The organism is Bacteroides sp. Ga6A2 (assembly GCF_000702225.1).
Lineage (GTDB): Bacteria > Bacteroidota > Bacteroidia > Bacteroidales > Bacteroidaceae > Ga6A1.
Genome location: NZ_KL370872.1, coordinates 169,339 through 189,845 on the forward strand (window position 1 = coordinate 169,339; position 20,507 = coordinate 189,845).

The window sequence follows — 20,507 nt, forward strand, 5'->3', positions numbered from 1 at the left end:
GTGTTGATAAGAAACATTTTGTTGCAAAGTTACAAAAAACGAGCGAAAGGCGGAAAGGATTGTTTACTTTTCTTTGTTGTGATTATTTTATGGCTACCCCTTACGCCATTGCAGATGCGCAGAACCTTGTTAATGCCCTTAACGAGCGCAAGAAGTATTGGGAGAGCGTGAAGAATGTTCCGACTGCAAGAGCGGCACAAGCCGAGGAGGAGCGCAAGAAGAAGGAGGCAGAGAACTCTTTGCCGCCGTTGCCTGAAAACGTGACGATTGGCGAGGACGGCTCTTTGCAAGCCGTTGACAACAACGAGGAAAAAGAGGAAGAGCCGACAACTGGAGTGGGTGAGCCGCCTATGGATGAAGAAAACGCTAATGTGTTTGTTGCAGCAATGGAAGATAATGCGGAAGAAGACCCGAACATAAGTCTTACACCTGAGGCTTGGGTTGAGTCATTCGGTGCTTTCAATTCATTGGAAACCCCAATAGGACGCGTAAAGATGGGTGAGAACCAGTATGCGAAATTGGAGGAAAAGCAGCGCACAAGGGAGTTCGGAATGGTTGTGCAGACCCTTAGAAATCCAGACGTGGTGTTTATTGAACAAAGTGAGGCTAAAGAGGGGCAGACAACAGAACGCCCTTATTCACTGGTGTTTATAAAGACATTTATCCGTGATGGTGAAAAGATAAGATATTATAGTTCTGTCACCGTATCGAAGGATGGTATGGAGATTTCGGTAAGCAGCCATTACGCAAAGCCTACAAAGGTTAAGGAGAAGTTGACAAACCTCAGACGTTACTATACGAATGAAGCATTATTCTCCAACAGCTCTGAATGGCGCTTAGCTGAACAGCAAGATAATGCTGTGCCGGACCTCCTTCCTACGCAAGAGAATAATGCTTCTGCGAGCGAAGATACAACAAGTGAGGAAGAAATGCAAGAATCTGCACAGGAAAATGCAGACAAGGCGCAAGAAATTGACGCAGCATCAACTGCACAGCAGGCTGAGGAGCAGGATAAGGAAGAGCGTAAGCAGATGCTTGAGAATATGAGCATTGAAGAACTTGAAAAGGAGATTGAAAGAATAAGAAACTTCAATCATCCTATCTTTACCATGACCGAAGAGGAAAAGGCAAAGGAAATAGCCGAACTTCAAAGCATCATTGACAGAAAGACACAGACATCGGCTCAGCAGGCTACGGCAGAAGAAGCTACACCGCAAGCGGAGGAACAGCAGACTGCAAACGAGACTGCAAACAAGACAAAGCAGAACGATTCGGAGGGTAAGCAGGAAGAAAAGAAGCCTCAGAAGCCGACATCTAACCGCAAGAATACTGAGAAACCGAAGGAGCGTCTGTATGAAAACGGAGGTATTTACATTGAACGGGAAACAACCGAAGATGACGGGGCATACGAGGTGTATTCGCTGCATAATGGTGATGCGGTACAGTATTGCGTTCCTGACTCGGCAGACAAGCGAATTGCGGACTTTAAGAAACCGGGCGAGGAATCGGTCGGTACTGCCTATAATGCAATGGGCGACTATATGTTCCGCTCGCTTGAAGAGGCTAAGGAAATTGCGGAGAAGTTACGCGAGCGTGACGCTGCAACTGCCGAATACCAGAAGAAGGTTGCCGAAAAGGAGAAAGCAGAGGCTGAGAAAGCCGAAGCAGAAAAGGAGCGCAAGAGATACGGCGGCTTTACAGACGGCAAATCGCCAATGCAGGCTGCCAACATTGCCAAGGTTCTTGACAAACTGCACAACTATACAGGTTTCGGCACAAAGGCTATGTACAAGCACATTGAGGACTGGGCAAAGACAGACGGCATTACCTTTGGCGTGGAACACGTTCCGGGCAAGAAAACTCCTGAATATTATGCAAGGATGAAGGACGGTTCTGAGTTCCTTATCCCTAAGACGGCTTACGACTATGCAAAGTTTGTTGGCGGCAAGATGATGGGCGAGGCAGACATTGAGAGAAGCAAGAAAGATGCTGAATTGCAGTCGCTGAAGCAGACGTACAGCAAGTACAAGGATGAGGCAAAGCGCGCTGAACGCATAGCACGTTTGGAAAAAGCCTTAAAGGGAATGAACGCTCCCGACCTTGCAAAGGAACTTGCCGACCTTAGACGTCTTGACGAACTGATGGGCGAGGCTGAACAGAAGCCAATAGGCGAAGGTGTGTTCGGCAACATCTACGACCAGTTTAAGGGAAAAATAAAGGAAGCACTTGATTTCATTATGGAACACAAGGACGGTGACTTGCTCGGTGTGTTCCATCGCAGTGATGTTGGAGACATTGATTTGGTTTGGGGAGACGACAAAGGAGGTTTTGCCCATATCATCAATAAGCATGTGGGTGAAGGCAAGAGCTTTGCCAACGCTGAGGATGCTATTAGGGATATAGACAACATAATAAAGAATGGCGATATTGATTTTGAGAATGGCGATAAAATTGTGTTTATCAAGGACGGCAAGAAGGTAACTATTCGCAAGAACATAAGAGAAAAGGGCAAAAAATAGCCGACAAGAACTGGGTTCTTACGGCTTATGATTTGTCAGCAAGTGATGGCAGTAGTGCTATCACCACCACTAATCAAGGCTAAGCCGCACCAGCCACTGACAAATCTGCAAGCAAAGATACGGCAAAAACTTCTGACTCGCAAGAAGATGAGAAAAAAAGAACTGAAAAGGACAAGGGATATACTTCCAACTTTGATTTTGACGAGATAGAGGCATTGAAGGACGCTCCACGCAGTGTACGCACTGCGATAAGGGATTATGCGGTTAATGCCTATAATCGTGCTTTGCTTAAGGTTCCTGCGTTCCAGTTTGGCATACCGGAAGAAAAAACAAGAACGCATGACCTTTGAAAAGTTCCGTGACGAGTTCAATGATTATGCTGAAATATTTGCCAAAGGCACAGAGAAATACTTGCCAGCGGTGTATGAGTATATAAATAAGCAACTTGCTGCCAAAACGCAAGAGAAAGCCGAGGGCAAGAAAGAGGACAAGGCAGACAGCCAAGGCAACCCGATAAATGAGGACGGAACGCTGAAGGTTGAGCAGATTGGCTCTATTGACGAACTGACGGACGAGGATTTTAACACTCCGACACGAAACGTACAATTGCCAACACTTTCTGAAAACGTGGCAAATGCCATTGGTACAGAGGGCAAGGCGGTTGTAATAAAGAAGAACATCTTTGAGAAGAACAAAAAGTCTCACAAGGATTTGACCGCAGAACAGAGCCGTGAAATATTAAAGAGTGCCTTGTATAATCCTCAGTTGTACGGACAGAACCAAAAGGCAAAGAGACCATACAACTGGGTTGTAATAAACACAAAGGATGAGGCAGGACATAACCGTCTTGTCTTACTTGAAGTGAATAACAACAAAGATAATGTTGAGATTGTGCATTGGCACTATGTCAGAGACAATGCTTTGGATTCAATAAGAAGGCAAGCCGAGCGTGAGGGCGGCCGCATCCTCATACTGCCTTCTGATAATTCAGAAGAGGCTGGTGGCCTTTCCAGCCGTACGCAAGACTTGCCTTCTGAGGGCAAAGATAGCAAATCGGGCGCGGAAAAGCAAACAAAGGGTAAGAAAAATGACCGCAAGAAGAGAAAGACAAAGAGCGACCTTATAGACGAGCTGGGACAGCCTGCGAACGTGAGAGAATGGATTATGCGTTCTCTGTATCGCCGTGAATACAAATTCATCTGGGATAGCAACGGCAAGACAAAGGGACTTGGACAGCATCTTGGATTGGCAGACAGCAAGGCTGAAAGAACTACTTTTGGATGCTTGCAGGCAAGGATAAGGGCGGCATGTATCCTGAAAGCGTAGCCGAGGCTATGACGGAGCAGATAAACGACGACTTGGGTCTGACTGGCGAAGCAAGGGTAAACAGCATTGATGTGCTGAACGAATTGCTCGATGTTGTGGGTTCTTACTCATCACAAAGCCGTATGTTTGATGCCATTTTCGACATTCACAAGGGCATTGAGGACGGCATCAGCGACGAGGAAGCCGAATATTTGGGCAACGAAAGTTTGGCAAAGTCGTGGGGATTTGATAGTTTTGCCGAGTACGAACAGTACAGAGATGCTGTTGAACAACTTGCTGGAATGAACGAACTCTCTGAGGACGAATATACAGAATTACAATCACTTTATTACGATTGCTATTATGGACAAGAAAACGATGGACGAGTGCAAGAAGGCAATGACGTATTGTCTGGAGAACAAACTGATTCCAAAGAAAATGGAAATAGAGGCGGCTCGGAACAAAGAGGGAATGCGGAAAATGGCAGTTCATTGTCTGACAATATACAGACGAATGAAGGAAACAGGGCAAAGTGAAGGACGAGTAGAGGGCAACATCATTCTGTATCACAAGGCAGAAGATGGAGCTGAAAGCGGTGTGTCGGAGCGTGACGCAGCCGTTAGTGATGCCATTGTAGACATTATGCGCGGTGCTGGTATAGAGGTTGTGACAGACACCGAAGAGGCTCAGAAAGTTCTGGACTTGGCAAACGGCAAGGACACAAGACTGATGGGCGAAGACTCGGAAAGACGCAAGGAACGCGAGCGCATAAACAGCGTTATAGATGAAGCAACAGCCATGGTGAGCCACAAGGACATAAATACGGTGCGCCGTGAGAGACAAGCTCGTGAGGCTGCAAGAAGAATGCAGACGAAAAAAATATACGACATTATTTTGTCGGGTGAATATAATGATGTTTCTTTGCAAGAAATAAATGATTATATTAACGATGTCACACCTTACAACCCATACGGACGACGATTATCTGAACGACTTCCACAGAGAGTGGAACGAAAGATGTATGAAAGAGAGAGAGAGAACGCAATCGATGCGCTTTACTCACGCGTTTCTGAAAGCACAGTCAGACCGAATGAACGAGTTAGTGCGTCAGGAAGAAGAGCGATTGAGGAAAAGAAGAAAGAACTCTTAGAGCAGTGGGCAAAGGCAAGCGGCAACTGGCACACCGACATAAAGGACTTTACGGACGATACCGAGCCGATAGGCAGTGGTAAGGACAGCGATGTGTATCTGTCGAAAGACGGGAAGAGCGTAATTAAACTATCGAAGGGAAAGCCGGACGCAAAGCGGTTCCGTCCTGACATCGACAACATCCCATTATTTAACTATGTATTCCGAAATACTGCCTACAGCATTGTAGGATATGGAAATTTCGGCAACGGTTTTGTACGCATTCTTCAGCAGCCGGCTGTTGATTTCTCGACAAGCACTCCATTGACAGAAAAGGAGAGAGTGGAATACATGAATAATCTTGGATTCCATCCTATCAATAAGGAGAATACGGCATTTAGCAACGACACAATAATTGTTGCAGACTTGCAAAAAGGCAATATTGTAAAGGATGCAGCAGGTAACATTACGGTTATAGATGCCGATTGTAAACTCCACACAAAAGACGTGGGCGGCAAGTACAGTTATCTGCCGTCCTATGCAGTTTGAAGAATGGAAGAAGCAGCGTGAGGAAGTGGGTACAAAAAAACTTCCACCCAGAACCGTGAAGGCGCAAGCGCAAAGTTCTCAGTCGTTCCGAGTGAAAGCGGTGCAAAGGTAGCTGAAAAACTTGAGAGTACAAAGAAAAACTACGAAAATGCACCGAACAAGCCTCGCGGTTTCATTACAAACGTTGCTCAGGCTTTGGGATTGGAACAGCATGAGGCAAGCCAGTATGGTACGTTTAAGACAGAGGACGGCAAGGAGTTTACTTTGCGCATAAGCAACCATAACGCATCGGTAAGTAACTTTGACGAGAGTGGCGAAAGCGAGGGCGTGAGCATTGTAATATCAAAATATGGAAACAGAGGCATCAGAAACAACGGCACAGCCCACGTTTCAGAGTTCTTCTATCCGAAGAGTGCAATAGAGCGTGCCGAGGGCAAACCGCTTGCCGAAATAATAGGCTCTATTCAGGAACTGCTGCGGACAGGCGAATACACCGACACTACGGGACTTGCACAAGTTGAGGAGGTGAACGGCGGAAATCTTCGTTTCCGTGACAACGGCAACAACGCTGCAACACATCCAGAGGGTGCAGACAACGAGCTTAGGGGCGTTGCACTTGAATACAACAAGCGACTGGGCAAGGGCAGCTATCAGGCGATAGAGGCAATACAGGACAGTATGCGCTCGTTGCTTGAGGTTCAGCGCATTCTTGAGGAGCGCAGCGGACAGCCTTTGGAGGACTGGGAAAACGCATACATGGCAGAGAACGCCATGAGCAGCCACAACAACGCTGAATATGAGGCGTGGAAGCGTGACAACTACAAGCCGCTTACCGAGGCAGTACGCGCACTTATGGAAAGCGAGGGGTGAGCCGTGAGGGAGTAGAGGAATACCTTTACATGAAGCACGGCATAGAGCGTAACCGCGAGATGAGCGTGAGAGCAGCCATTAGCGAGAAGGCAGAACGCGAGGGCAAGAAAGCGGCTCACGCTGAGATAAGGGCACAGCGCGATGCAGCAAAGCAGAACGGCACTGACTTTAAAGAGCCTACGGACACAGAACGCAAGCGTTTGGAGAAGCAGAAGGAAGCAGAGATGCAGAAGCAGCTGCGTAACGACTGGAAGCAGAAGCGCGACGAGATAAGAAAGCAGTATCCGAACGACTGGGAAAAGGCACAGAGAGAACTTGACAAGGCGGCAACACAGACAAGGAAGCCGATTTTCTTTGCAACAAAAGTAGTCGCGTAAGAAAAACAATGCTGTAAGTCAATAAAAATTTAATTCTTTGCAAAAACTTGGTACTTTGTATTGCATAGTACTAAAACTTTACATATATTTGCAACCGAAATCATTCAAAAAACCTTGGAATATGAATATAGAAAATGCAAAGTCGCAGATGAGGAAGGGAATGTTGGAGTACTGCGTGCTGCTGCTCCTGCGCCACGGACCGTCCTATGCAAGTGACATAATTCAGCAGCTGAAGCAGGCAGAACTGCTGGTGGTAGAGGGCACGCTCTATCCGCTGCTAACACGCCTGAAAAACGACGGACTGCTGCAATACGAGTGGCAGGAGTCTACGCAAGGACCTCCGCGCAAGTATTACGCTCTGAGTGCCGAGGGCGAGAAGTTTCTCGAAGGGCTCGACGCGGCTTGGGCTGAACTGTCGAGCACGGTTAGTTATCTCAAAAACATTCATCTTAAATAACAGTATAAAGATATGAAGAAAAACATTACCATAAATATGTGCGGCCGCCTCTTTCAGATTGACGAGGACGCTTGTAATTTGTTGCAAAAATACATTGAATCGCTCCGCTCGTCGTTTGGACGGCAGGAAGGCGGCGACGAAATTGTCGATGACATTGAGGCTCGCATTGCCGAACTCTTCGACGAACTGAAGAAAGACGGCATCGAAGCCATCACGATAGACGATGTGAAAGCCATCATAACCCGAATTGGCGAGCCTGAACAACTTGCCGGCGAGGAAGAGAAAGAAAACGCAGGCGAGGAGACTCGCTCGGCTGGGCAGAAGATGTACGACAACTTCCGTTCGCGCACTGCAGGAAAGCGTCTGTTCCGCAACCCTAAGGACAAGATGATTGCCGGCGTTCTCTCGGGCTTGGCAGCATACACCAATACCGATGCCGTGATATGGCGAATAATAGCCGTAATTCTGTTCTTCTTCTACGGCGTGGGACTCATTGCCTACATCGTTCTGGCAATCGTTGTGCCTGTGGCTACCACTGATGAGGATTTCCGCCAGATGCATGGCGAAGGCACTCCGCAGTATGAGTCGTCAAGACCGCGAACATCAAACCGGAAACTTTTCCGCAATCCTAACGACAAGATGGTTGCTGGCGTTCTTTCGGGCTTGGCTGCCTACACCAATACCGATGTCATAATATGGCGAATCCTCGCCATCGTCTTCACGTTCTTCTATGGCATCGGACTCGTTTTGTACATCGTTCTGGCAATAATCCTGCCCGAGGCGATAACTCCCGAGGAGAAGTTGCAGATGAGAGGGCGCGAGGTGAATCCGCAGAATCTGGCCGATGCCGTAACCGACAAAGAGCCTGTCAGGCATCACGGTTTGCTTGCATCGCTCTTCTCTGTTTTGCTTAAGATTGCCATAATCTTTGCCGTTGGCATTGCCGTTATCATTGGCATTGCGCTCTGCGTTGTGTTCTTGGCGGTTCTCGTGGTTCTTGTTGCGGCCATCTCTCTGCCTGTTGATGGCGATATGGCTTGCACATTGCAGTCTATGGGCTTTGCCGAGGTTTGGCATGATAATCCTATTGTGCTGTATGCCTTTCTCGTGAGTCTTCTTGCCCTTCTGCTCATTCCAATCTACTCAATCATTCACATGCTTCTGTCTTTTGGCGGAAAGGTTAAGGCTATGGGCGTTGTTCAGCGCATTGTGTTTATAGTTCTGTGGATTGCGGCTCTCTGCTGTTTTGTGCCTTGCTGCATTTATATTGTGCATACCCACAACAGCAAGTACACGGTTGTTATCCGTGATGATTATGTAGAAGAATCGATAAAGCAATGTGGTAATGACAATGACGATAACTTGGCTTATGTCGATCAGCACAACGTTTTTGAACTAAAGGACAGCGTTGCTTATCGTAGCCTGTATTTTGATAGTGTAGAGCCGGGCGTTTATCGTTTTACATGCAAGGCTCGTTCGCTGGGCAAGGGCATATGTGTTTTTGTTATGAATAACGATGGCACAAGATGGCAGAAAGAGATTCCCGTAACGGCGAATGCCGAGAATGGTCCGAAGGCTGCCAAGAATAAGAAACGCGCAGCAGATTCGGCGAAGAATACAGATGAATGGGCCGATGTCGTTATCGACAGCATTAGCGTAACAGAATCTGGCAGAATGGCATACGGCGTGTGTCTGGGCGAGAATCATACAGGTATAAAGTGCGATGGACTCGACTATTCTGTTAAGAATTTTAAACTGGAACGCGTTGGCATTTAGTGTCTTGGTAAATCAATTATTACGACCGAAAGTAAAGGGGACGAAGCACTTAAAAACTTCGTCCCCTTTGCTTTTTTGCAGCTTTAATAGTTTATTCTATTTTTCATTAACTAAATCTTCGGGATACAGAGCCTCGAATGTTTTGCAAAGTTCATCAACCTCTGGAATCATCTTTTCTATTTCCTTTGGCTTGTTTTCTTTTGTGTATTCTGTAATTTTTTTCAAAATCTGAACTAACTTTCCGCAGTTAGTATTTTCTTTTGGCGACCAACATTCGGCAGACCATAAATTGCCGCTATAAATTTGGTACATAATACCGTCACAGCCAAATCTCTTTGCAAGAACTGAAGATGAAATTGTGGCTGCCTCAAACAATTGTTTAAGGTGTTCTGCTATATCTTTTGACAGTTGGCATCGATACTCCGTTACTTCAACATCGTTAGAGTTTGGAAATGCTTCCTTTTTCTTGTCACTGTCATTGTTGTTTATCATATTGTAATTTGTGTAGTAAATATTTCTTTGGGCAATTCTGTAAACAACTTCTTCTTTTTGTATATCGTAGAAACAAAAAGATTCTCCGTGGAATGAAGGGCGGATTTCGAAGGCAAAATAGTAGAAATCAGCATCATTTTGATGCAGAAGTTTGTTGATGTAATATCGGTATTTTATTTCGTATTTGGCAGTAAGGGCTGAAGCTGGCGTAAGTCTGCTTTGTGCATGTATTTCGCTTGCAAAGCCCATCAGCATAGCGGCGATGATTATGGTAATACTTTTCATTGAATAATGATATTTGTAATGCTATATTTAGGGAAAGAAAGGCCCGCAATCGGCATTTTTCAGGCTTGCGAGCCTTTCTTTTCGTTTTGCTTATTCGTTGTCAAAGCTGTATTTAGGCGATTCTCCGTATTTGTTTGGATATGGGTCGCTGTCTATGCAACAGAACGCAATGATGATTATCTGGTAAATGATATATACTATAGTTAAAACTATGTATTTCATAAGCAAAGAAAATAATCCAAAATTGTTGAATGTTCCGTTACTTGCATCGATAAATAATGCGACAAGGTCGTAACAGGCAATGCCGAAAAATATGACCGACAGAATGATGCTTCCGAGCAGCCACCAGCCGCTGCGCCCAGTGTCGTGCAGTCGGCGAATGGTAAGCGGAATTGTAAGCAAGTCGAGCAGTATTCCAAAGCCAAAAATCATGGCGAGGAAGAAGGTAACAAGTTTTGTCCACCAAAATTCCGAGCGGCGCGCGCGTCCGTTTATGTTTAGCAGATTGTTAGCAGCTCTGTTAATTGCCTCGGTAAAAGTTAGCGAAGGGGATGCGTTTGGATATTTCATAATGTTTGTGTTTTAACTGAATTTCAAGTTGTTGTTGGTATGTCCGGCGTTGTTGTTATTGTCGTAATTGTTGTATTTAGGCGATTCTCCGTACTGGTTTGGGTATGGCTCGCTATCCATGCAACAAAGTGAGAAAATTACTATATTGTAAATAACCGTTGCTACAAAAATAATATAGTAGAATAGGTTTGCAGAGTTTAAAGCTTCTACAAGAAATGTAAGTATTGTAAAAGTAATAGAAAGAATAATATTTCCAGCCAACAGCAATCCGCTGCGCCCGGTATCGTGTAGTCTGCGAATTGTAAGCGGTATTGTCAGCAATATGACGATGGATGAAATGCATGGAATCATGAATGAAATAGCAACAACGAGCATAGTCCACCAAAATTCCGAACGTCGTGAGCGTCCGTTTATGTTTAGCAGATTGTTTGCAGCTCTCTCAATAGCCTCGCCAAAGTTTAGCGTAGGTGATGCGTTTGGAAATCTCATAAAGTTAATTGTTTTTAAGTTGTTATAAAAGTCTTAGAATTTGGATTTTTGACAAAATTCTCGGTAAAAATAGAAAAAATCTTCGATATAATACACTCTTTAGTTCGAAAATAACCATGCGATGCAGAAATTTGTCCGCCCTTTCAGAAATCCTTTTTTCTCACAAAATGCTGAAGTTGATGCCGAGTAAAGGCTTTTTTTTGTATGTTTGCAGCCGATTTTAACAAAAAACAACATGGAAGAAACACCAGTTCTGAACGAACACAACAAGGCTGAGCATCAGCCAAGCCATACTGCCGAGCATCTGCTAAACCAGACGATGGTTAGAATGTTTGGCTGCGAACGCTCAAAGAATGCGCACATAGAGCGCAAGAAGAGCAAAATTAACTATAAACTTGATAGCCAGCCAACTGCCGAGCAGATTGCTGAGGTTGAGCGCAAGATGAACGAGCTGATAGAAAGCAATCTGCCCGTTGAATACGAGTTCGTTACTCGCGACAATATTCCCGAGGGTGTAAAACTCGACAAACTGCCCGAGGATGCCAGCGAAACGCTACGCCTTGTGCGCATCGGCGACTACGACATCTGTCCGTGCATCGGCGCGCACGTCAAGAGCACGGCAGAAATCGGCTCGTTCCGCATAACCAGCACAAGCTACAAGGACGGCGATTTCCGCATCGTCTTCAAGGTCGATTCTCCGGCTTATTCATAACAGAAAATAACCAAAAACAAATACGCAATAAAATGAATATTTTTGTACAGATGATAGCCAAGGCAATTGGCATTGCCGACTGGCAGGTTGAACACACGCTCGACCTTCTCGACGGAGGGGCTACAATCCCTTTCATCAGCCGTTACCGAAAGGAGGCTACTGGCTCGCTCGACGAGGTTAAGATTGCCGAGATAAAAGAGCAGAGCGACAAACTGAAGGATATTCAGAAGCGAAAGGAAACTGTGCTCAGTACCATCGAAGAACAAGGAAAACTTACCGACGAACTGAAGAAACGTATAGAAAATTGTTGGAACGCAACCGAACTCGAAGATATCTATCTGCCTTTCAAGCCAAAGAAGCGCACGCGCGCCGAGATTGCCCGTCAGAAGGGGCTCGAACCGCTTGCTACAATCCTTCTCTTTCAGAACGAACGCGACATCGAAAGTCGTGCCATGAAGTTCGTGAAGGGCGATGTAGAGAGTGCCGAGGATGCTCTGAAGGGCGCATGCGACATCATAGCCGAGCAGGTGAGTGAGGACGAGGTTACGCGCAACCGCGTGCGCAATCATTTCCAGCGCGAGGCTGTCATCACGGCAAAGGTTGTAAAGGGCAAGGAGGAGGAAGGACAGAAATACCGCGATTATTTCGACTTCTCCGAGCCGCTTAAGAAGTGTACTTCGCACCGACTTTTGGCTCTGCGCCGAGGCGAGAGCGAGGGCATCCTGCGCGTGTCTATCTCGCCCGACGACGAGAGGGTAGATGACGACCTTCAGCGTAAGTATGTGCGAGGCAACAACGAGTGCAGCAAGTGGGTTGGTTTGGCTGTTGCCGATGCCTACAAGCGTCTGCTCAAGCCGTCAATCGAGAACGAGTTTGCTGCATCGAGTAAGAAGACTGCCGACGAGGAGGCAATACGAATATTCGCCGCCAACCTCAAGCAACTTCTCATGGCAGCCCCTCTCGGACAGAAGCGCGTTATGGGACTCGACCCGGGTTTCCGCACCGGATGCAAACTCGTTACGCTAGATGCACAGGGCAATCTGCTGCATCACGAGGCCATCTTCCCGCATCCGCCAAAGGCTGATGTAGCCAAGGCTTCAGCCACTGTTGTAAAACTTGTAAAGCAGTTTGGCATCGAGGCTATCGCCATCGGCAACGGAACGGCGAGCCGCGAAACCGAGAGTTTCGTCCGCAGTCTGAAGTTCGACCACGACGTGAATGTGTTTGTTGTGAGCGAGGACGGTGCATCGGTTTACAGCGCATCAAAACTGGCGCGCGAGGAGTTCCCAGACGAGGACGTGACGGTGCGCGGTGCGGTGAGCATAGGTCGCCGTCTGATGGATCCTCTTGCCGAGTTGGTGAAAATCGACCCTAAGAGCATCGGCGTTGGTCAGTATCAGCATGATGTTGACCAAACCGAACTGAAAAAATCACTCGACCAGACGGTGGAGAATTGCGTTAATATGGTGGGCGTAAATGTCAATACTGCAAGTCCTTACTTGCTTACATATATCTCTGGTCTCGGTCCTGCGCTGGCAAAGAATATCGTGGCTTTCAGAGCCGAGAATGGTCCGTTTGCCAACCGCAAGCAACTGCTGAAAGTGCCAAAGATGGGCGCAAAGACGTTTGAGCAGTGCGCCGGATTCCTCCGCATTCCGGGTAGCACAAATCCGCTCGACAATACTTCTGTTCACCCCGAGAGTTACGGCATCGTAGAGAAGATGGCAAAGGACAATGGCTGCAAGGTCGAGGAACTCATAGCCAATGCCGAGCTCAGAAAGAAAATTGACCTGAAAAAATATGTTACCGACACTTGCGGTCTGCCTACGCTTACCGACATAATGAAGGAGCTTGACAAGCCGGGACGCGACCCTCGCGAACAACTTAAAGTGTTCGAGTTCGACCAAAACGTGCACGAGGTTAGCGACCTTCACGCCGGAATGGTTCTGCCGGGCATAATAAGCAACATAACTAATTTTGGATGTTTTGTTGATGTTGGCGTGCATGAGAAAGGACTCGTCCACATCTCGCAGATTGCTGACAAGTATGTTTCCGACCCAACGACGGTTGTCTCTCTTGGTCAGCAAGTTATGGTAAAGGTTCTCGACGTTGATTTGCAGCGAAACAGAATCTCGCTCTCAATGAAGGGACTGAAATAACCTTTTAAACAGGTTTTTGCATCATTTTTGATGCAGAAAGAATAAAGGCCAAACAGAAAGTTTACAAATGATTTTCTGTTTGGCTTTTTTTGTAAAGTCAGTGTTTATTTTTGTAAATTTATTTTCTTCTTAATGTATGAACCCAGCAACTTCCATCTTCGGATATGTGCGATAATATTTTTATTTCATTTTTGTTTTCAATCCAGATGCGGTTGCTTCCTATAAGATTTTTGTCAAGTTCGATATAATCAATAGGATAATTTTTGTTGTCGACTGTTAGCGTATCTTTTTTCATTTTCCAGTTTCCTTTGGTTCCTTGCAGCCAAAAGCATCCATTTTCGTTTCTAAATTGAAAGGAACTGTCCGAATTCAATATCAGTCGAAAGTGAACACCATCGTCAAATTTGCAATATTAACCAACCATATCGTTTTGCATATAGTGGGCAGTCGTCTGGTACGAAGTCAGAAACGTGATGATTATGATAAAAAGATTTTATTTTGAATTGATGTACAAAAATACGCTTTCTTTTATTGAAACCAAGAAAACAGACGTTTTTTTGCAAAAAATACATCAGTTCGGCTTTAATTTCAATAATATTCGCTACCGTTGATAACAGAATATTGAGAACTTCGCCATATTGACAGGCTTTTGATTGGCTACCTTGATAAACAGGTATGGCTTACATACGGCTTATGTATGGCTTGCTTGCCCGAATCTTTCCCGAACCTTGCCCGAATCTTTCGGCTTGCTTCCCCGTACCTTCCCCGTAGCTACTATGTACCTTCCGACTTATTTCCCTCTTTCCGTAGAAAACAAAAAAGCCCGCTCCGAAAAAGAGAGCAGGCTTTCGTTTTTTTTTGTATGTTAAAAATATTAGTTCTTCAGATATGAATCCTTGAAACCGAGGAAGTAGAGCACACCGTCCAATCCGATGGTGTTGATGCTCTGCTTTGCGCTGGCAACGACTCTTGGCTTTGCGTGGAAGGCAATGCCCAGTCCGGCGAGCGAGAGCATCGGAAGGTCGTTTGCACCGTCGCCCACGGCAATAGTCTGCTGAAGGTCAACCTTCTCGACCTGAGCGATAAGGCGCAGAAGTTCAGCCTTTCGCTTGCCGTCTACCACCTCGCCGACGTATTTGCCCGTAAGTTTGCCGTTCTCGTCAATCTCAAGTTCGTTGGCATAAACGTAGTCTATGCCCAGTTTCTCCTGTAAGTATTTTCCGAAGAAGGTGAAACCGCCCGAGAGGATGGCAATCTTGTATCCGTATGCTTTCAGCGTCTTTATCAGTCGCTCTGCGCCTTCGGTTATAGGCATGTTGTCGGCAATCTCCTGCATCACGTTCACGTCCAAGCCTTTAAGCAGAGCCACGCGGCGTGTAAAACTCTCCTTGAAGTCAATCTCGCCACGCATTGCGCTCTCGGTAATTGCCTTTACTTGGTCGCCCACGCCGGCGCGCATCGCCAGTTCGTCTATACATTCGGTCTGGATGAGCGTAGAGTCCATATCAAAGCAGATTAGTCGGCGCATACGGCGGAACATATTGTCTTTCTGGAAAGAAGTATCCATGTCGAGTTCCTTGGAGAGCGACATCAGCTTGCTCTGCATCTCGTCCTTGTCCTTTGGTGTTCCGCGGAGCGAGAATTCAACGCAGGCACGGCTCTTCTCTTCGGCGTTCTGCTCAAGATGAGGACGGCCGGAGAGACGAAGGATTGAGTCGATGTTGAAGCCTTGCTCGGCAATTACGTTGGCAATGGCTCCAAGTTGCTTTGCCTCGAGATGGCGGCCGAGAACTGTGAGGATGTAGCGGTTCTTTCCCTGAAGGTTTACCCACGACATGTAGTCCTCTTCGGTAATTGGCGAGAAACTAACGTTTACGTGCAGTTCCGTGCTCTTGAAGAGGACTTCCTTCATAACGTTTCCGCTGTTGTTCTCAGAAACGCGGATGAGGATTCCGAGCGAGAGCGTGTTGTGGATGTCGGCCTGACCGATGTCCATAACCTTGGCATCGTATTTGGCAAGTATGCCCATAATGTCGGCAGTTAGTCCCGGACGGTCGTTTCCGGTAATGTTCATCAGGATAAGTTCCTGCTTTTTATCTTTTTCCAGTTCGTTCATAATCTGTAAATTCCATTTTTTGTGGCGCAAAAGTAAGTAATATTTTGTGTATAGGCGCAATTATGGCGCGTTTTTTTGCCGAAATGCTACAGGTTTTGTATGTATTCGTACAGTTTCTTGTAGAACGGATGATGGCTTAGGGTTGCCGCATTGCCAAGAATTATGAGTTTCATTCTGGCGCGCGTCATAGCCACGTTCATTCGCCTAAGGTCGCGCAGGAATCCTATCTGTCCGTCGTCGTTTGCTCGTACCAGACTGATGAGGATGATGTCGCGCTCCTGACCTTGAAATCCGTCGACGGTGTTGAGCGTTATTAGGTGGCGGAACGGCTTCAGGTCGGCATCTTTCTTTACGAGTTGCCGCATGTACTGCACCTGAACCTTGTAGGGTGATATCACGCCCACGTCGAGCCTTTCGTCGAGAACGCGCTGCTTTCCGATTTTTGCAAAATAATCTTTCAGAGTCTGAAGGGTGAGTTGCGCCTCGGCCTTGTTTATGCGTCCAAAACTCTCGCCAACAAACTGCTCGTGATATTCGTCCTCGGGCAGAGAAGACGTGTCAATCCACATCATGGGGCGGTCAAGGTCGAGAATGCTTCTGAATTTCACTTCCTTGGCTGATTCGACCTTGCCTTGGTAAAACCAGTTGCTCGAGAAGCGCATTATCTCCTCGTTCATGCGATACTGCGTTGTTAGCATCGTAACGGTTTCGGGACGGCGTGCCACAATCTGCTCCATAAGCGTGTGCGACAGACCTTGCTTTTCGGCTTCGTAGCACTTAACTGTTGGCGGAAGTTGCTGATGGTCGCCTGCCAGAATCACTCGTCCTGCCTTTCTGATGGCAATCCAGCAGGCTGGTTCGAGGGCTTGCGCCGCCTCGTCGATGAAGAGAGTCGAGAATTTCCGTCCCGTGAGGACGCGGTTTGCCGTGCTTGTTAGGGTAGAGGCAATTACTTTTGCATCGGCAAAAAGTTGCTCGTTTATGCGTATTTCGAGTTCGGTGGCGCGCTCTTTCAGTCGGCTTATCTTCTGATGCGTCGAGTCGCCTTTCTTCTTCTGTGAGTAGAGTTCGCGGATAGCCTTTCGCACCGCCCACAGTTGCGGATAGTCGGGGTGGCTCTCGAACTTTCGTTCGTATGTAAATGACAGCATCTTGTCGTTAACACGCGTAGGATTGCCTATTCGCAGCACGCTTATGCCGTGGTCTACCAGTTTTTCGCTAATCCAGTCTACCGCCATGTTGCTCTGTGCGCACACAAGCACCTGACTCTCGCGTCGCAGAGTCTCGTAGATGGCTTCGACAAGCGTGGTTGTCTTTCCCGTTCCCGGAGGTCCGTGGACTATAGCCACGTCCTTGGCGCGCAGAACCTCGTTCACCGCCTGTTCCTGTGCGGCGTTGAGCCACGGAAAGCGTATATGGTCGAATGTCAGATGCTCCGCCTTGCTGTTGCCGTGGAATATCTCGCGCAGGTCGGCAAGGCGTCCGCTCTTGGCTTGCATTACTTTGTTAAGTGCCTCGAACATAAGGTGGTATGTGCTTTCGTCGAAGTAAAGTTGCACGCCCACGTTCTGTGCGTTCTCGAGCGTTAGCACCGCGCCGCTGTCGGGAATCACTGCCACCATGCGGTTGTCGTCAACATAACTAACTGTGCTTGTGAACTTGAAGTATTCTGTTCCCTTGTCGGTTATGGTAAAGAAACTCACCGCCTTTCCAAACTCAAACACCGATTCAATCTCATCGTCCTCGGTGCGGTAAATCTCAATGGTGAGTTGGTTGAGCGAGTTGTAGAAACTGCGTCCCGTTCTGATTGGCCACCAGCATATTCCGCGCTTAATCTTGCGCTGAACGCTCATCTTGTTGCTCTGCTCCATAAACTGCTCGCGCTCAAAGTCGTGCTCCATGTGCAGCAGAGTCTGTAATTTCTGTAATTCGAGAATGGAATTATTCATGCTGCGAAGATAACACATTTATTTCATAATATTGCCGTTTTTTTATATATTTGCGGTCGATTATGAATAGCATGAAAAAACAAACACTATGCGTGCTGGCAGCCATGATTTGCGCAGCACAACAGGCAAACGCCAATCATCCTGACTCAGTTTACATTGCTACCTATGCCAACAGCCCGAAGGCTGGATTGCATGTGGCTTACAGTTCGGACAACAGCCGATGGATTGGAATTGGCGACAACTACGATTTCGTAAAGAGTGATTTTGGCGCGTGGGGCTCGCAGAAGCAGATGTTTGCTCCTTCGGTATTGAAGCACGACAGCGTGTGGTATGCCGTGTGGGGAGTGAATACCGACAAGCGTCAGTTTGCAACCACAAAGAGCAGCGACCTTTGGCTATGGAAGCCTCAGGACTATCCGTACATGGATGTTCCGGAGGTTCTCGAGCCTGTGCTTAGTCGCGAGGACGATGAGTTCGTTGTTATGTTCAAGACGGCCGACGGCTCGGTTTATAAGACCGTGAGCCGCGATTTCAGCCATTGGTCTAAGGCGGTAAAGGTCGATAATGCCGACTACTTCTCGCAGAAGCAGAGCATCAGCGTAGGCGGTGCAAGGGTAGAGGCCGATGTGAACCGCGTTCCGTGGCAGTTTGTTAACAATCTGATTATCAATGTTGATGCCGCCTCACAGCGATATGCGCGCGAGTGCGAACGCATGACAGACGACGCATCGCGCTTTGCAAAAGTAAACGAAATCAAGGCTTTTCTTAAACCCGATGCAAACAATAGTAAAGCCATCAGCAATAATCTTATAGGAATCTTCTTCGAGGATATAAACTATGCAGCCGACGGCGGACTTTATGCCGAACTCATTCAGAACCGCGACTTTGAATATTCAGAAGGCGACAATCGTCGCGAAAAATGGAACGCCAAGACATCGTGGACGCTCGAGGGCGACGGCACGGAGTGGAGCATCGTTATCGACAATCCGCTGCATGCCAACAACAGCCATAGTTCTTTGCTAAAGACCGATAAGGTTGGGGCGCGCCTCGTAAACGGCGGATTCGACGGAATTGTCGTGAAGAAGGGCGAAAAGTACGACCTCAGCCTCTTCTTTCGTAGCAAGGATGCGCAGAAGGTTAGGATAAGCCTTCGTGAAGGCGACAAGACGCTTGCAAGCACCGTTGTAAGCCTGAAATCTGGTGCGCAGTGGAAGCAGTACGGCGCGGTTCTCGTTCCGTCGGCATCGGCAGAAAAGGCTGTTCTTGCCATCGAACCGATGCAGAAGGGCGAGTTGCAACTCGACTTCGTGAGCCTCTTTCCACAGAAGACTTTCAAGAACCGCAAGAACGGAATGCGCGCCGACATTGCCCAGCTTTTGGCAGATATGAAGCCTCGCTTCGTCCGATTCCCGGGCGGATGTGCATCGCACGGCAACGGCATCGAGAACATCTATCATTGGAAGCACTCCGTGGGCAAGCCGTGGGAGCGCAAGGGCGACTTCAATATCTGGAATTATCATCAGAGCCGCGGACTTGGCTTCTTCGAGTATTTCCAGTTCTGCGAGGACATCGGGGCTGAGCCGCTTCCTGTTCTTTCGGCAGGCGTGCCTTGCCAGAATTCGAGCCGTGGCGGTCGCGACGGAAAGAACGACGGTCAGCAGGGTGGTTTGTCGATGGACGAGATGAAGGATTATCTTCAGGAACTTCTCGACCTGATAGAGTGGGCTAACGGCGATGCCAAGAAGTCTAAACTCGCAGCCATGAGAGCCGAGGCTGGTCATCCGAAGCCATTCAACCTTAAATATCTGGGCATCGGAAACGAGGATTTGATAAGCGATGTATTTGTTGAACGATACAACTATCTGTGCCGCGAAATACGCAAGGCGCATCCCGAGATAACGGTGGTCGGAACGGTTGGCCCGTTCTGGGAAGGCTCAGACTATGAGGAGGGCTGGAAGATTGCCAAGCAGGAGAAACTCGATATTGTGGATGAGCATTACTACAATCAGCCGGGCTGGTATCTGAACAATCAGAATTTCTACGACAAGTACGACCGCAACGGAACGAAAGTATATCTGGGCGAATGGGCATCGAAGGGCAATAAACTCGAAAACGCGCTTGTAGAGGCTCTGCATCTTACCAACGTTGAGCGCAACGCCGATGTGGTGGTTATGTCGTCTTACGCTCCGCTGCTTGCCAAGGAGGGACACACGCAATGGAATCCCGATCTCATCTACTTCAACAACTCCGAGGTTAAGCCTACGGCAAACTACTACGTTCAGGCTCTGTTCGGGCAGAATTCGGGTGACGAGTATATCCCAGCCGAGGTTGATTTGAGGTTCAAGACCGACCGCTCAAACCGTGTTTCTCGCTCCGACGTTATGAGACGCATCGGCACATCGGTGGTGCGCGACAGCAAGACTGGCGACGTGTTCGTGAAACTTGTAAACTGCTTGCCCGAGGATGTAAACTTAACCGTTGATTTGAACGATATTATCAAGGTTGAGACGATAAAATCTGGCAAGAACAAGACGGTGGGCGCATCAAACTATTACCTCGATGCCGACTGCACCGTTCTCACGGGCAACATCGTCGAAGGCAACCAAAAACCGACTTCCGGCACGGCGAAAGTCCATTCAGAGTCAGATGATTTCAGTCTTGAATATACAATGCCAAAGTACTCGTTTACAGTTATAAAGTTGGTGAAAAGAAAGTAAATCCTTCAGCAACAAACAGAAAGCACGCCCCAACATT

At 47.4% G+C, this 20,507-nt stretch carries 16 protein-coding genes; 11 read left to right on the forward strand and 5 right to left on the reverse strand.

Annotated elements, in window-relative coordinates:
* Positions 1-89: 89 nt before the first annotated feature.
* The 8 genes from T538_RS0114630 to T538_RS17895 all read left to right on the forward strand — a co-directional run bounded on the left by T538_RS0114630 (position 90) and on the right by T538_RS17895 (position 8,981).
* On the forward strand, positions 90-2,519 hold the full coding sequence (locus T538_RS0114630) for a putative barnase/colicin E5 family endoribonuclease (protein WP_031534936.1): 2,430 nt from the start codon (positions 90-92) through the stop codon (positions 2,517-2,519).
* A 339-nt stretch (positions 2,520-2,858) separates the two neighbouring features.
* Entirely contained in the window at positions 2,859-3,845 is a 987-nt protein-coding gene (locus tag T538_RS0114640; protein ID WP_031534940.1) for a hypothetical protein, read from the forward strand.
* Positions 3,800-4,360 (forward strand): hypothetical protein, encoded by a 561-nt coding sequence (locus tag T538_RS0114645; RefSeq protein ID WP_155993258.1) that lies wholly within the window; start codon positions 3,800-3,802, stop codon positions 4,358-4,360. The genes T538_RS0114640 and T538_RS0114645 overlap by 46 nt, the downstream gene beginning before the upstream one ends.
* Positions 4,305-5,501, forward strand: a complete 1,197-nt coding sequence (locus tag T538_RS0114650) for a putative polyvalent protein kinase domain-containing protein (RefSeq protein WP_155993260.1) — start codon at positions 4,305-4,307, stop codon at positions 5,499-5,501. Before T538_RS0114645 ends, T538_RS0114650 begins: the two co-directional genes overlap by 56 nt.
* Positions 5,502-5,696: 195 nt before the next feature.
* Positions 5,697-6,371, forward strand: a complete 675-nt coding sequence (locus T538_RS0114660; protein WP_031534945.1) for a hypothetical protein — start codon at positions 5,697-5,699, stop codon at positions 6,369-6,371.
* Between the two features lie 29 nt (positions 6,372-6,400).
* Positions 6,401-6,748, forward strand: a complete 348-nt coding sequence (locus T538_RS0114665; protein WP_031534947.1) for a hypothetical protein — start codon at positions 6,401-6,403, stop codon at positions 6,746-6,748.
* Positions 6,749-6,869: 121 nt separating this feature from the next.
* A complete protein-coding gene (locus T538_RS0114670) occupies positions 6,870-7,205 on the forward strand; it encodes a PadR family transcriptional regulator (protein ID WP_031534949.1) in 336 nt (111 codons plus the stop codon).
* Between the two features lie 12 nt (positions 7,206-7,217).
* Positions 7,218-8,981, forward strand: coding sequence for a PspC domain-containing protein (locus T538_RS17895; protein ID WP_031534951.1), 1,764 nt, complete (start codon positions 7,218-7,220; stop codon positions 8,979-8,981).
* A 96-nt stretch (positions 8,982-9,077) separates the two neighbouring features.
* Here T538_RS17895 and T538_RS0114680 read toward each other — a convergent pair whose 3' ends face one another.
* The 3 genes from T538_RS0114680 to T538_RS0114690 form a co-directional block, all read right to left on the reverse strand.
* Complete coding sequence (locus tag T538_RS0114680) at positions 9,078-9,728, reverse strand: hypothetical protein (protein ID WP_031534953.1); 651 nt, start codon at positions 9,726-9,728, stop codon at positions 9,078-9,080.
* Positions 9,729-9,848: 120 nt separating this feature from the next.
* On the reverse strand, positions 9,849-10,328 hold the full coding sequence (locus T538_RS0114685; protein ID WP_031534955.1) for a DUF805 domain-containing protein: 480 nt from the start codon (positions 10,326-10,328) through the stop codon (positions 9,849-9,851).
* A 12-nt stretch (positions 10,329-10,340) separates the two neighbouring features.
* Positions 10,341-10,817, reverse strand: coding sequence for a DUF805 domain-containing protein (locus T538_RS0114690; protein WP_031534957.1), 477 nt, complete (start codon positions 10,815-10,817; stop codon positions 10,341-10,343).
* A gap of 235 nt (positions 10,818-11,052) precedes the next feature.
* Here T538_RS0114690 and T538_RS0114695 point away from each other — a divergent pair, with 235 nt between their 5' ends.
* Both T538_RS0114695 and T538_RS0114700 read left to right on the forward strand, forming a co-directional pair.
* On the forward strand, positions 11,053-11,529 hold the full coding sequence (locus tag T538_RS0114695; RefSeq protein ID WP_031534959.1) for an alanyl-tRNA editing protein: 477 nt from the start codon (positions 11,053-11,055) through the stop codon (positions 11,527-11,529).
* Between the two features lie 32 nt (positions 11,530-11,561).
* Complete coding sequence (locus T538_RS0114700) at positions 11,562-13,688, forward strand: Tex family protein (RefSeq protein WP_031534961.1); 2,127 nt, start codon at positions 11,562-11,564, stop codon at positions 13,686-13,688.
* An 874-nt stretch (positions 13,689-14,562) separates the two neighbouring features.
* Here the strand turns inward: T538_RS0114700 and serB are convergent.
* A complete protein-coding gene (serB, locus tag T538_RS0114710; protein WP_031534965.1) occupies positions 14,563-15,804 on the reverse strand; it encodes a phosphoserine phosphatase SerB in 1,242 nt (413 codons plus the stop codon).
* A gap of 86 nt (positions 15,805-15,890) precedes the next feature.
* Positions 15,891-17,753: an AAA domain-containing protein gene (locus tag T538_RS0114715; RefSeq protein ID WP_231497126.1), complete on the reverse strand. Its 1,863-nt coding sequence runs from the start codon at positions 17,751-17,753 to the stop codon at positions 15,891-15,893.
* A gap of 71 nt (positions 17,754-17,824) precedes the next feature.
* Here T538_RS0114715 and T538_RS0114720 point away from each other — a divergent pair, with 71 nt between their 5' ends.
* Complete coding sequence (locus T538_RS0114720; RefSeq protein WP_031534969.1) at positions 17,825-20,470, forward strand: alpha-L-arabinofuranosidase C-terminal domain-containing protein; 2,646 nt, start codon at positions 17,825-17,827, stop codon at positions 20,468-20,470.
* Positions 20,471-20,507 lie beyond the last annotated feature (37 nt).

Excerpts from the sequence above, each read along its gene's own strand:
- T538_RS0114630 (WP_031534936.1), top strand. The coding sequence starts at position 90 with ATGGCTACCCCTTACGCCATTGCAGATGCGCAGAACCTTGTTAATGCC.
- T538_RS0114640 (WP_031534940.1), top strand. The coding sequence starts at position 2,859 with ATGACCTTTGAAAAGTTCCGTGACGAGTTCAATGATTATGCTGAAATA.
- T538_RS0114645 (WP_155993258.1), top strand. The coding sequence starts at position 3,800 with ATGCTTGCAGGCAAGGATAAGGGCGGCATGTATCCTGAAAGCGTAGCC.
- T538_RS0114650 (WP_155993260.1), top strand. The coding sequence starts at position 4,305 with ATGGCAGTTCATTGTCTGACAATATACAGACGAATGAAGGAAACAGGG.
- T538_RS0114665 (WP_031534947.1), top strand. The coding sequence starts at position 6,401 with ATGAAGCACGGCATAGAGCGTAACCGCGAGATGAGCGTGAGAGCAGCC.
- T538_RS0114670 (WP_031534949.1), top strand. The coding sequence starts at position 6,870 with ATGAATATAGAAAATGCAAAGTCGCAGATGAGGAAGGGAATGTTGGAG.
- T538_RS17895 (WP_031534951.1), top strand. The coding sequence starts at position 7,218 with ATGAAGAAAAACATTACCATAAATATGTGCGGCCGCCTCTTTCAGATT.
- T538_RS0114680 (WP_031534953.1), bottom strand. The coding sequence starts at position 9,728 with ATGCTGATGGGCTTTGCAAGCGAAATACATGCACAAAGCAGACTTACG.
- T538_RS0114685 (WP_031534955.1), bottom strand. The coding sequence starts at position 10,328 with ATGAAATATCCAAACGCATCCCCTTCGCTAACTTTTACCGAGGCAATT.
- T538_RS0114690 (WP_031534957.1), bottom strand. The coding sequence starts at position 10,817 with ATGAGATTTCCAAACGCATCACCTACGCTAAACTTTGGCGAGGCTATT.
- T538_RS0114695 (WP_031534959.1), top strand. The coding sequence starts at position 11,053 with ATGGAAGAAACACCAGTTCTGAACGAACACAACAAGGCTGAGCATCAG.
- T538_RS0114700 (WP_031534961.1), top strand. The coding sequence starts at position 11,562 with ATGAATATTTTTGTACAGATGATAGCCAAGGCAATTGGCATTGCCGAC.
- serB (WP_031534965.1), bottom strand. The coding sequence starts at position 15,804 with ATGAACGAACTGGAAAAAGATAAAAAGCAGGAACTTATCCTGATGAAC.
- T538_RS0114715 (WP_231497126.1), bottom strand. The coding sequence starts at position 17,753 with ATGAATAATTCCATTCTCGAATTACAGAAATTACAGACTCTGCTGCAC.
- T538_RS0114720 (WP_031534969.1), top strand. The coding sequence starts at position 17,825 with ATGAAAAAACAAACACTATGCGTGCTGGCAGCCATGATTTGCGCAGCA.